Origin of the sequence: Aureimonas sp. AU22, from assembly GCF_001463745.1 — a bacterium.
In the GTDB taxonomy this organism is placed as follows: Bacteria; Pseudomonadota; Alphaproteobacteria; order Rhizobiales; family Rhizobiaceae; genus Aureimonas.
On record NZ_BBWJ01000048.1, the window covers coordinates 117,013 to 128,185 of the forward strand.

Sequence of the window (11,173 nt, forward strand, 5' to 3'; positions counted from 1 at the left end):
ACACCTCCCATGTCTGCCAAAGCCGCAACGTCCACCTTCCGGCCCGACCTCGTCGGCCGGGCCACGGTCGACGCCTTCCGAAAGCTCAATCCCGTCGCGCTGATGCGCAACCCGGTGATCTTCGTCACCGAGGTGGTGGCGGCCGTCGTCACCGTCCTCTTCGTGCGCGATCTCCTCGCCGGCAACCCGCTCCTCTTCACCGGCCAGATCATGGCCTGGCTCTGGTTCACCGTGCTGTTCGCCAACTTCGCGGAAGCCATCGCGGAAGGGCGCGGCCGCGCCCAGGCCGATAGCCTGCGCAAGGCGCGCACCGACACGGTGGCCAAACGCATGGCCTCGGGCAAGGACCGCCGCGCCATCCAGTCCGTGTCGGCGCTCGACCTGAAGGTCGGCGACCACGTGCTGGTCGAGACCGGCGACCTCGTGCCGGGTGACGGCGAGATCGTCGAGGGCATCGCCTCGGTGAACGAGGCGGCGGTGACGGGCGAGTCCGCGCCCGTGATCCGCGAGGCGGGGGGCGACCGCTCGGCCGTCACCGGCGGCACGACGGTCGTCTCCGACTGGCTGGTCGTGCGCATCACGGCAGCGCCCGGCTCCTCGTTCCTCGACCGCATGATCGCGCTGGTCGAGGGCGCCGAGCGGCAGAAGACGCCGAACGAGCTGGCGCTCACCATCCTTCTCGTCGGCATGACGCTGATCTTCCTGATCGCCGTCGTCACGCTGACGGGCCTCTCGTCCTATGCGGGCGCGGCGGTTTCCGTGCCGATCCTCGTCGCGCTTCTCGTGACGCTGATCCCGACCACGATCGGCGGCCTCCTGTCGGCGATCGGCATCGCCGGCATGGACCGCCTGATCCGCCACAACGTGCTGGCCATGTCGGGCAAGGCCGTCGAGGCGTCGGGCGACGTCGACACGCTGCTTCTCGACAAGACCGGCACGATCACCTTCGGCAACCGCATGGCCTCCGAGTTCGTGGCGGTGCAAGGCGTGACGGAGACGGAAGCCGCCCACATCGCGGTGCAGGCCTCGCTTGCCGACGAGACGGCGGAAGGGCGCTCGATCCTGGTCCTGGCGCGCGAGACCTACGGCGTCGCCGTGCCGGACACGCCGCAGGAGGGATCGACCTTCATCCCCTTCTCCGCCGCCACCCGCCTGTCGGGCGTCGATCTCGGGTCCAAGACCATCCGCAAGGGCGCGGTCGATGCGATCCGCAAGTTCGTGCGCGAGACGGCCGGACACGAGGTCGCCGAGCCCGCCGCCTTCACCGCCGCCGTGGAGCGCATCGCCAAGAGCGGCGGCACGCCGCTGGGGCTCGCCGAGAACGGCCGCTACATCGGCGTCATCCACCTCAAGGACGTCGTGAAACCCGACATCAAGGAGCGCTTCGCGGAACTCCGCCGCATGGGCATCCGCACCGTAATGGTGACGGGCGACAACCCGGTCACCGCCGCCGCGATCGCTGGGGAAGCCGGCGTCGACGACTTCATCGCGGAGGCCACGCCCCAGGACAAGCTGAACTACATCCGCAACGAGCAGCGGCAGGGCCGGCTGGTGGCCATGTGCGGCGACGGCACCAACGACGCGCCGGCGCTCGCCCAGGCCGATGTCGGCGTCGCCATGCAGACCGGCACGCAGGCCGCCCGCGAGGCCGGCAACATGGTCGATCTCGATTCGGATCCGACCAAGCTCATCGAGATCGTGGGCATCGGCAAGCAGCTCCTGATGACGCGTGGGAGCCTCACCACCTTCTCGATCGCCAACGACGTCGCGAAATACTTCGCCATCATCCCGGCGCTGTTCATCACGGCGATCCCCGAGCTCGGGGTCCTCAACGTCATGCGCCTCGCGACGCCGGAAAGCGCGATCCTCTCGGCGGTGATCTTCAACGCGCTCGTCATCGTGGCGCTCATCCCGCTGGCGCTGCGCGGCGTGCCCTATCGGGCGATGGATGCCGCCACCGTTCTGCGCCGCAATCTCCTGATCTATGGCCTCGGCGGCATCCTCGTGCCCTTCGTCGGCATCAAGATCATCGACCTCGCGGTCTCCGCCCTCGGCTTGGCGTAACCCGTACCCGAAAGAAGCACGACCATGCTCTCGCAACTTCGCGCCGCGGCGACCCTCCTCGGCCTCCTCACCGTCCTTCTCGGCCTCCTCTACCCCGCCGCCATGACCGCGATCGCAGGCGCGGCGATGCCCGCGCAGGCGCACGGCAGCCTCGTGATGCGCGACGGCCGGCCCGTCGGCTCCTCGCTGATCGGCCAGGCCTTCACGCAGCCGGGGTACCTCCAGGGGCGCCCGTCGGCGGCCGGCAACGGTTACGACGCGTCGGCCTCGTCCGGCACCAACCTCGGCCCCACCAGCGCCAAGCTCGCCGAACGCCTTAAGACCGACGGCGACGCCATGCGCCAAGCCACCGGCGCCGTCATCCTGCCGGCCGACGCGATCACGACGTCGGGCTCGGGCCTCGACCCCGACGTCTCGCCGGCCTTCGCCGAGCTTCAGGTCGCCCGCATCGCGCAGGCACGGGGTGTGCAGGCGGATGCGGTTCGAGGCATCATCGCCGCGAACACCACCGGCCGTACGCTGGCCGTCCTTGGCGAGCCGCGCGTCAACGTCCTCGCGGTGAACCTTGCACTCGACGCGGCCGCTCCGGCCGCGGGCATCCCGACGGCCTCGGCCGCGACGCCCGCGAACTGACGCCTGGCGCGGTCCGGACAGCCGGACCGCAACGCTTGCGCAGACGGCGCGGGGGGCTCTCCCCCCGCGCCGAACCCCGTTCCCGGGTCGGCCGACCGGCCCCCGGCCAGATCCGGACCGACGACGATGCAGGACGACGCGCCCCGAGCCTCACCGGATGCCCTCCTCGCCCACGCCGAGCGCGAGGGACGGGGCAAGCTGCGCCTGTTCCTCGGCGCCGCGCCCGGCGTCGGCAAGACTTACGCCATGCTGGGCGCGGCGCGTGCCGCCAGGGCTGGGGGACGCGACGTCCTCGTCGGCATCGTCGAGACGCACGGGCGCGCCGACACGGAAGGCATGGTCGCCGGCCTCGAGGTGCTTCCGCGCAAGTCGATTCCCTATCGCGGGCGGCTGGTGCCGGAGTTCGACATCGACGCCGCGCTCGCGCGCCGCCCCTCGCTGCTTCTGGTCGACGAGTACGCTCATTCCAACGTCGACGGCTCGCGCCACCCCAAACGCTGGCAGGACGTCGCCGAATGCCTGAAGGCGGGCATCGACGTCTGGACCACGATGAACGTCCAGCACGTCGAGAGCCTCAACGACGTCGTCCAGCGCATCACGGGCGTGCGCGTGCGCGAGACCGTGCCCGACACGACGCTGGAGGTCGCCGACGAGATCGTGCTGGTCGACCTGCCCTCGGACGAGCTGATCCGACGGCTCGCCGAGGGCAAGGTCTATGTCGAGGACACGGCCACCCGCGCCACGCAGAACTTCTTCAAGCCATCCAACCTCACCGCGCTGCGCGAACTGGCGCTGCGCCAGGTCGCCGCCCAGGTCGACTCGGACCTCGTCGAGCGCATGCAGGGCGGCGCGATCGAGGGTCCCTGGGCGGCGGGCGAGCGGCTTCTCGTTTGCATCGGCCCCGACCGGCAGGCCGAGCGCCTCGTGCGCGAGGGCAAGCGCCTCGCGGACCTTCTCGACGCGCCCTGGTTCACGGTGACCATCGAGCGGCCGGGCACGACGCCGGATCCGAACGATGCGTCGCGTCTCGATGCCTCCCTCCAACTCGCCAAGAGCCTCGGCGCCGAGACGCACAGCCTGGTCGCCAGCGACCTGCCGGCCGAGATCCTGCGCTTCTCGCGCTTCGAGAACGTCACGCAGATCGTGGTCGGCAAGGCGCGGTCCCGCCGCCTGAAGCTCCCGTGGTCGGAAGGCAATCTCGCCGATGCCCTCGTGGGGGGTGCGAGGGGTGTCTCGGTGCTGGTTCTCACCGAGAGCGAGGCGGCACCGCCGCGGGAATGGCGCTGGCCCGAGGTCGGGCGTTCGGTCGGCTACGCAGCGGCCGTCGCCTTCGTCGGCCTTGCGACCCTTCTCGGCACGGAGCTCGTCCGCTACGTCTCGCTGCCCAACGTCTCGATGCTCTACCTGCTCGCGGTTCTCGCGCCCGCGCTCCTCTACGGCGTCTGGTCCGCGGTGTTCGCCTCGTTCCTGTCGTTCGGGGCCTACAACTTCTTCTTCATCGATCCGCGGGGCACGTTCACGGTCGCACGGCCGCACGAGGTCCTGGCGTTGGTGATCTTCCTGATCATCGCCGTCGCGATCTCCGCGGTCGCCGGCCAGGCCCGCGAGCAGATGCGCGCCTCGGCGCGCCGCACGAGGGCCGCCCGGCGCCTCTACGAGTTCACGCGCACCCTGTCCGCGCTTCCCGACGTCGGCACCGTCGCCGATGCCGCCGCCACCGAGATCAATGCCGCGATCGGACGCGCGGTGACGATCCTGCGGTCCGATGGTGCGGACCTCGCGATCGCCGCCGCCTGGCCGCCCGACGACCGGCTCGACGTTCCCGCCCGCACCGCCGCGCGCTGGGCGCACGAGCACGGCGAGAAGGCCGGCGCGGGCACGCAGACGCTTCCCTCCAGCGGCTGGACCTTTCTCCCCCTGGCGGTCCAGGACAGCAAGGTCGGCGTCCTCGGGATCGAGAGGCCGCCGGGTGCGGAGCCTCTTGACGCCGAGGTGAGGACCCTATTGTCGGCGCTCGCCGAGCAGACCGCCGCCGCGCTCCAGCGCGCGCTGCTGTCGACCGAGGTGCGCAGCGCGCGCACGGCGGCCGAGACCGAGCGTGTGAGGAACATCCTCCTCGCCTCGATCAGCCACGACTTCCGCACCCCGCTCTCCTCGATCCTTGGGGCCGCGACCGCGCTGATCGAGTACCGCGACCGGCTCGACGCCACTGCCCGCGACGACCTTCTCGCGCAGGTCCGAGACGAGGCGCGCCACCTCGACCAGATGGTCCGCAACCTCCTGTCGATGACACGGCTGGAGGCCGGGGCGCTCGAGATCACGAAGGACTGGGTCGACATCCGCGAGATGCTCGACAGGCAGGTCGACCAGGCCCGCAGGCGCGGCGCGCCGCAGCGGTTCTCCGTCGACCTTCCGCCCGAGCCGATCCTTGCCTTCGGCGACGGGACGCTGCTCGACCAAGCCGTCGGCAATATCGTCGGCAACGCCGTCAAGCACGCGGGGGCGAACGCCACCGTGACGCTTCGGGCCCGGGCCGAACCCGGCGGCGTCGCGATCGAGATCTCCGACGACGGGCCCGGCATCCCGGCGGACCTGCGCGACCACGTCTTCGAGAAGTTCACGCGGCTGCGCACCTCGGCCGCCGACGGCGGCGACAGCGCGGGTCTCGGCCTTGCCATCACCAAGGGCATCGTCGAGGCGCATGGCGGCACCGTCGCGCTCCTGCGGCCCGACGCGTCCCGCCCGCGCGGGGCCGCCTTCCTGATCCGACTGCCATCCGAGCGCGCGGCGACCCCATGACCCAGCAGACCATCCTCGTCGTCGACGACGAGCCGGCGATCCACCGCTTCCTGAAGCCCGTCCTGACGGCCGAGGGCTACCGCGTCGTCCAGGCGCTGACGGCGGCGGACGCCCTGAAGCTCGCGGCGGACAGGCAGCCCGACGCGGTGGTCCTCGACCTCGGCTTGCCGGACCTCGACGGAAAGGAGGTCATCCGCCGCCTTCGGCACGAGTCCGCCGTGCCGATCGTCGTCCTGTCGGCGCGCGACCGCGAGACCGAGAAGGTGCAGGCGCTCGACCTCGGCGCCGACGACTATGTCGAGAAGCCGTTCGGCGTCGGCGAGTTGATGGCAAGGCTCCGGGCCGCCCTCCGGCATGCCAGGCCGAGGACGGACCAGGGGGTCCTCGTCGCCGGGAACGTGGAGGTCGATCTCGGCGCCCACGTGGTGCGCAAGTCCGGCACGGAGGTCCGCCTGACGCGCCGCGAGTTCGACGTGCTCGTCGTACTCCTCCAGAACGCCGGCAAGGTCGTCACCCACGCCCATCTCCTGCGCGAGGTGTGGGGATCGGCCAACGAGGGCAACACGCAGTACCTGCGCGTCTATGTCGGGCAGATCCGCCAGAAGCTCGAGGAGGACCCTGCGGCGCCGCGCCTGATCCTGACCGAGCCCGGGATCGGGTACCGACTGGTCTAAAGGAGGACGACATGGAGCCCACACGCCGACGTCGGGCCGGAACGGCGCCCGGTGCCCGTGCCGGGATGCTGCTGATCGGCGGCGCCCTCCTTGCGGGCGCGTGGGCCGTGGCGGACTGCCGGGATCCGGCCGCTTGCGCCGGGACGGCGGACAGGGCAGCCCCTCGCTTCGGCACACGCATGGCGCCGGGCCCGGACGAGACGATGGCCTCCGCCCTCATCGGAGCGGCCGTGATCGACCGGCAGGGCGAACGCCTCGGCACGGTCGGCGACGCGGTCCTGGACCGCGATCTTCGCGTGGTCGCGCTCGCGGTCCGGGTCGGTTGGTCCTCGGCGTGACCACGCGCACGGTGGCCGTCCCGATCGGGGCGGTCCATCCCGAGGGGGATCGGGCGACAGTGCCTGGCGACAGAGCCGCGCATGAAGGGGGCCTGGCCGCGACCCTCGACGCCCTGATGGCGGGCGGCGCCCCGGAGCGGGGCGACGCGCGAACGCGACGCCTCGTCAGCGACCTCTCCCGGGCCGAGCTGCTGGCCGCCCCCGAGTTCAAGACCCGATAGACGTGCTCGCCACCCCATGATCGGGCGGCTGGGAATCCGTATCGAACCCCGGTGCGGAAAAGCCAGCCTTTACCCTCAACGCATGTGGCTGAAAGGAATTAGGCCGTTCGACCCCTCAGCAACGTCAATCGCTTAGCCGAATCCTGAAAGGGATTGGAAAAAGGCTAATTGGATTAGGCTGACCGCCCTACGGCTTCTAACGGGATTAGACTAACTGCCGATTCCGGGCGCTTGGAAGCCCAGTGCGACACCTCAACGCCCCGGCCGGATGCCCGGCTCGTAACCGCCCAGCGGGAGGTCGTCGATGGTGTCGGCATGGTCGTCGAAGCGGAACGTCCACGCGCCCTTCTGGCGGGCCATGCGCATGGCCGCGACGAAGCCGTCCGAGTGGCCGAGTTCCGAGAGCTCGGCCATCCTGGCCTCGAATTCGGTTTCGTGCCGATGTGTCCAGAGACCGACCCTGTGCAGGGTGAACCCGTTATCCGAGTCGACGACGTTCTGGGGATCGCCCCAGCGGGAACCTTGCAGGAGTTCGGCGTCCTCTGGCGTCAGGTGCGTCGATGACACGACCATGCGCGGGTAGTCGCGGGTCCTCTCGGTAGGGTACCGACGTCCCATGCGCTGGTTGACGAAGTCGATGTTCAGCTTCCCGGGCGGCTTCATGAATTCCTCCTGCTTTGGAGGAAACCTTCCGCTCGGCACCGCAAGCGACCAGCGGCGCCAACGCCCCGCTGCGGGCGGCAAGCATTTCAGGCCGCGGCGGTCGTTCCGTGGAGCCTTCCCTCGATGTCCTCGCGCAGGAGCCCGTAGAGGTGTCCGTCCGTGTCACCATCCGCGAGCAGACCCTCCGCCCGCGCGAGCGCCAGCATCTCCTTGGGTCGGATGCCCAGCAGTTTCGCCGCGTGTCCCGCGGTGATCCGGCGACCGGCCTCGACGCCATCGCGGAACACCGTCTCGCCGAGATCCAAAGGGACGTGCTCGACGATGTAGGCGCGCATCGCGTCGCGGAGGACCGCCCTGACCTCCTGATCCGCGCGTGCGCCCCGGTCGTCGTAGAGCCTTGAGTAGTACCGTCCGAACCGCCCCTTGAGCCCGCGGACGTTGGCGGGCGCGCGTTCTTGCAGGGTGCGCAGAAGGGCGTTCATCCCGTTCGGCCAGTCGAGGCAGGCTTCCAGTCCCCTGGAGCGCAGGTCGGCGGCTTGGTCGAACGGAAGCCCGCGCGCGTAGTTGGCCCGCGCCCCGCTAACGACGACCTCGCCGACCCAGTTGAGAACCGCGGAGGCCTCGCCCAACGGCAGCGCGTCCAGGAACGGGACATCCACGCGGGGCATCGCGCCGAGGCGGCCCAGGAGGTAGCCGTCCGCGCTTGTGTCGGACGGCGGGACGGCGGCGGCCGGAGCCTCGCAGAGGCCGCCCCAGTAGGCCCGAAGCCTCGCCTCGTCGGAGCGGTCGGGAGCGAGGACGCGCCCCCCGCCCGACACCGCCGACAGGGTGCAGAGGTGGATCGGGCAGGTGTAGACGTCCAGCACGTTCCACCACGCGCGCACGTACGGCCTCTGCACCTTGGGTCCCCCGTCACGGTCGGCGAGGTCCGCCCGCAGGCATTCGGGACAGGCGCGTACCCGCCGGCCGCTCCCGATGCCCAGCGTCATGTCGTGGGGCGTCCTCAGCACCTCGCCGCGCAGCGTCACGCGCGTGTTCCCGATGTCCGAGGGAGTCCAGGACGCCAGCGTCCCGGCCTCCCGTTCCGACAGCTCCATCAGCACGGCCAGCCTGGCGTTCGCCCTGCCGCGCGCCACGTCGTTCAGCCGGAGGGCAAACATCGCCGCGAGTTCGCGCTCGCTCGCGAGGCCGATGCGCAGGCACGTCCGCCCGAGCGCGGCGATCGCGGGCTCGCCATCGCGGGGGCGTACCCGGAGGGGGAATCGGTCGAACGAGTCCATGATGCGAATCCCATCGTTTGGCCCTTTCGAGCACGTCGTGGCTGAACGAAGGATTGAGACGGCGGACCGACAGGCATGGCGCGGCCACGAGACGGGCCGAGCGGAACCCCGAAGACCGGGAGCAGCGTGAGGAACGGCACGCGGGCAGGCCGCTCCGGCAACCGGGAAACGATGCAAGCGCATCGGACGCAGGGACCGAGGAGTCGCTCAAGACCAGCGCCATGCTGCCTGGCAGCCGCTTGCGCCGCGTAATTCCGCCCCATAAAAGGCGAAACCCCGGGAGGGGCGCTGAACGCCTGTCCCGGGGATCTAGGTACTTCGTGGGCGTTCGGGTTGCGACGCGACACCACGATTGCAGGGCGGAAGCTAGGACAGGCATGGCAGAGAGTCAACTGGCGTTCGACTACACGGCCGGGAACCTGCGGGAGATCGAGGCCGCCCTGAGCGGGCAGCGGCTGGCGAACTACGTCACCGGCGCCGGACACGACCTCGAGCGAGCGCTGCACCTGTACCTTTGGAACGCGCGGCTTTCGAAAGCCATGAGGTTCCCCCTGGAGATTGCCGAGGTCACGGTCAGGAGCGGGATCAACCGGGCGCTCTGCGACCGCTGGGGTGCGAACTGGCCCACCGATCCGGCATTCCGTCAACTTGCGGCCGCCAAGACGCTCGGCAAGCTCGACGAGGCACGCTCGAAGGTCGGCAATTCGTCCAGCAGGATCGTGGGAAACGTTAGTTTCGGGTTCTGGACCGCCATCCTCCAGGCGCGGTACGTCGAGGAGCTTTGGCGGACCAGGTTGGGACAGTTCGTGCCCAACCTTCCCGCAGCCCTCTCCTTGGAGGACAAGCTCACCCTTCTCGTCGACCTTCTCGAGAAGGCGATCACGCTGCGCAACCGCATCGGCCATCTGGAGCCAATCCTCAGGCTCGACCTCTCGAAGCACCATGCGGACGTCCGAAAGCTCACCGGGTTCGTCTGCAAGGGAACGGCCGCCTGGATGACGCACCATTCGACCTTGCCCAGGGTGCTGCGCGAAGGACCGAACGCTGTCGTGAAGGCGGGCCCGGTCGGCTCGATGATGAAGCCCGTCCCTGCCGCCCTCCCTCCCGAAACTCCGCTGACGCAGGCGCTCGGCGAGATCGAGCGCTCGCCGCTTCGCTTCGTGGTCGTCGCACTTGCCGACGGACCCAGGTTCGTGACGTCGTCGGTGGTCGGAGACTGGCTGGCGGCGAAGCGCGGAGAGGAGATCGTCGACCTCACCGCAACGACCATCGGGGAGATCGCGGAGACCGTCCCGCCTTCGCGTCGCATCCGCAAGAACGCCCTCGTGAGGGACGCGATCGCGGCCCTGGAACTGCGGGGCGAGCGGCCGACCCGGTTCGCGGTCGTGTCCTAGACAGGCGCACCGCACGAGCGCCCCTTGGGAATGCTCAGCGTGGTGGACTGCGTGACGCCCGCCTGATCGGCGGCGCGCCCGGTCCGGGCGCCCATCGGCGCAGCGGCATCCGAACGCCGGTACCGGCCTTCCGAGAAGGTGACGCGATCACGCGCTCTCGCGCTCGCCCATGGTCCTGCCGCGCGCCGTCCTCGACGAGACGCGCGCGGGGTCGACCAACACCCCGACCTTCGCCCCGTCGAACACGAAGGAGGCGCCCGCCGTCTCGAGGGCAGCCCGGATCCGCTCTACGTTCCGCCGATGCGGCCGGCGGATGCCGTTCTCGAAGTCGTTCAGCAATTTCCGGCTGCATTCCGCGTCGGCGCAGAGTTCCTTCTGGGAGATGCCCAGCATCGCGCGCGCACCGCGGCATGAGATCCCGTCGATCGGGAGGTCGTCGGCAGCGTCGGCTTGCGCCGTTTCAACACCGCTCACGAATCACCGTTGACTCTAAGTGACACACCATGCATCACTTTAGTCAACCACAACGCAAGGATGCAGCAGCCGAGCAGACGAATGCCCGCGGCGGCACGACAGAGCCGCGGCCCGGATTTCCAGCGTAGAGTAGAGGACAACCGTGGCAGTCATAGCGTTCTTCACCAAACGGGATCTCCCGAGCGCCTCGTGCGCTTCCGCACTTGCCGCCGCCGGGTTCGCGGCGACCGGACTCAGGGTGGCCCGGGGGATCCACGATCCCGACCTTCCGGTCCTTGCGGCCATCATGCCCCAATCCTTGCCCGGCGTCGACGCCGCGAACGCGGACTGGCCCGGCGCCGCCGCGCCGCGGGCGCCGATCCCCGGCCAGCACCATGGCGGGCATCTCATCCTGGACTTCGACATCGGGCTCTGGCCGGAGGCGGCGCGCTGCCCGGCTTTCGACCTCGCCGTCCTGGCGGGTTGCGGGGCCGGGCGCTTCCCCTCCCCGGGCCTCGAATGCCGGGCGGTCTTCATGCCGTGCTCGCGCTTCGGCGCGGAGCGGCCCCGCCTTGCGGAGACCCCGCCCGTCCCCGTGACCGGTACCTGGGTCCCCGTCCTCACGCGCGCCGACGTCTCGTCGCTCGCGTCGGG

General features: G+C 70.2%; 11 protein-coding genes. 8 read left to right on the forward strand and 3 right to left on the reverse strand.

Features of this window, described 5'->3' with window-relative positions:
- Positions 1 to 9 precede the first annotated feature (9 nt).
- The 6 genes from kdpB (at position 10) to AUL34_RS18550 (ending at position 6,729) form a co-directional block, all read left to right on the forward strand.
- Positions 10 to 2,064 carry a potassium-transporting ATPase subunit KdpB gene (kdpB, locus tag AUL34_RS18525; RefSeq protein ID WP_061937092.1) on the forward strand — a complete coding sequence of 685 codons (2,055 nt, stop codon included), beginning with the start codon at positions 10 to 12 and terminating at the stop codon, positions 2,062 to 2,064.
- Positions 2,065 to 2,088: 24 nt separating this feature from the next.
- A complete protein-coding gene (kdpC, locus tag AUL34_RS18530; RefSeq protein WP_061937095.1) occupies positions 2,089 to 2,697 on the forward strand; it encodes a potassium-transporting ATPase subunit KdpC in 609 nt (202 codons plus the stop codon).
- Between the two features lie 126 nt (positions 2,698 to 2,823).
- Positions 2,824 to 5,496, forward strand: coding sequence for a sensor histidine kinase KdpD (locus AUL34_RS18535; protein WP_061937097.1), 2,673 nt, complete (start codon positions 2,824 to 2,826; stop codon positions 5,494 to 5,496).
- The gene (locus AUL34_RS18540; protein WP_061937100.1) at positions 5,493 to 6,170 is read left to right on the forward strand and encodes a response regulator; all 678 of its coding nucleotides are present in this window, start codon (positions 5,493 to 5,495) and stop codon (positions 6,168 to 6,170) included. Before AUL34_RS18535 ends, AUL34_RS18540 begins: the two co-directional genes overlap by 4 nt.
- Positions 6,171 to 6,181: 11 nt before the next feature.
- A complete protein-coding gene (locus tag AUL34_RS18545; RefSeq protein ID WP_082653481.1) occupies positions 6,182 to 6,508 on the forward strand; it encodes a PRC-barrel domain-containing protein in 327 nt (108 codons plus the stop codon).
- Positions 6,505 to 6,729 (forward strand): hypothetical protein, encoded by a 225-nt coding sequence (locus AUL34_RS18550; protein ID WP_156420994.1) that lies wholly within the window; start codon positions 6,505 to 6,507, stop codon positions 6,727 to 6,729. The genes AUL34_RS18545 and AUL34_RS18550 overlap by 4 nt, the downstream gene beginning before the upstream one ends.
- Before the next feature lie 252 nt (positions 6,730 to 6,981).
- Here AUL34_RS18550 and AUL34_RS18555 read toward each other — a convergent pair whose 3' ends face one another.
- Positions 6,982 to 7,392 carry a hypothetical protein gene (locus tag AUL34_RS18555; RefSeq protein ID WP_061937109.1) on the reverse strand — a complete coding sequence of 137 codons (411 nt, stop codon included), beginning with the start codon at positions 7,390 to 7,392 and terminating at the stop codon, positions 6,982 to 6,984.
- Positions 7,393 to 7,478: 86 nt separating this feature from the next.
- Positions 7,479 to 8,672, reverse strand: a complete 1,194-nt coding sequence (locus tag AUL34_RS18560) for a TniQ family protein (RefSeq protein ID WP_061937112.1) — start codon at positions 8,670 to 8,672, stop codon at positions 7,479 to 7,481.
- 377 nt (positions 8,673 to 9,049) lie between these two features.
- On the opposite strand from AUL34_RS18560, the gene AUL34_RS18565 reads away from it, so the two are divergent.
- Complete coding sequence (locus AUL34_RS18565; RefSeq protein ID WP_061937115.1) at positions 9,050 to 10,066, forward strand: hypothetical protein; 1,017 nt, start codon at positions 9,050 to 9,052, stop codon at positions 10,064 to 10,066.
- 147 nt (positions 10,067 to 10,213) lie between these two features.
- Here the strand turns inward: AUL34_RS18565 and AUL34_RS18570 are convergent, their stop codons facing one another.
- On the reverse strand, positions 10,214 to 10,540 hold the full coding sequence (locus AUL34_RS18570; RefSeq protein ID WP_061937118.1) for a helix-turn-helix transcriptional regulator: 327 nt from the start codon (positions 10,538 to 10,540) through the stop codon (positions 10,214 to 10,216).
- Positions 10,541 to 10,778: 238 nt separating this feature from the next.
- On the opposite strand from AUL34_RS18570, the gene AUL34_RS18575 reads away from it, so the two are divergent.
- On the forward strand, positions 10,779 to 11,173 hold a 395-nt coding region (locus AUL34_RS18575; protein ID WP_156420995.1), incomplete at its 3' end, for a hypothetical protein.

Excerpts from the sequence above, each read along its gene's own strand:
- kdpB (WP_061937092.1), top strand. The coding sequence starts at position 10 with ATGTCTGCCAAAGCCGCAACGTCCACCTTCCGGCCCGACCTCGTCGGC.
- kdpC (WP_061937095.1), top strand. The coding sequence starts at position 2,089 with ATGCTCTCGCAACTTCGCGCCGCGGCGACCCTCCTCGGCCTCCTCACC.
- AUL34_RS18535 (WP_061937097.1), top strand. The coding sequence starts at position 2,824 with ATGCAGGACGACGCGCCCCGAGCCTCACCGGATGCCCTCCTCGCCCAC.
- AUL34_RS18540 (WP_061937100.1), top strand. The coding sequence starts at position 5,493 with ATGACCCAGCAGACCATCCTCGTCGTCGACGACGAGCCGGCGATCCAC.
- AUL34_RS18545 (WP_082653481.1), top strand. The coding sequence starts at position 6,182 with ATGGAGCCCACACGCCGACGTCGGGCCGGAACGGCGCCCGGTGCCCGT.
- AUL34_RS18555 (WP_061937109.1), bottom strand. The coding sequence starts at position 7,392 with ATGAAGCCGCCCGGGAAGCTGAACATCGACTTCGTCAACCAGCGCATG.
- AUL34_RS18560 (WP_061937112.1), bottom strand. The coding sequence starts at position 8,672 with ATGGACTCGTTCGACCGATTCCCCCTCCGGGTACGCCCCCGCGATGGC.
- AUL34_RS18565 (WP_061937115.1), top strand. The coding sequence starts at position 9,050 with ATGGCAGAGAGTCAACTGGCGTTCGACTACACGGCCGGGAACCTGCGG.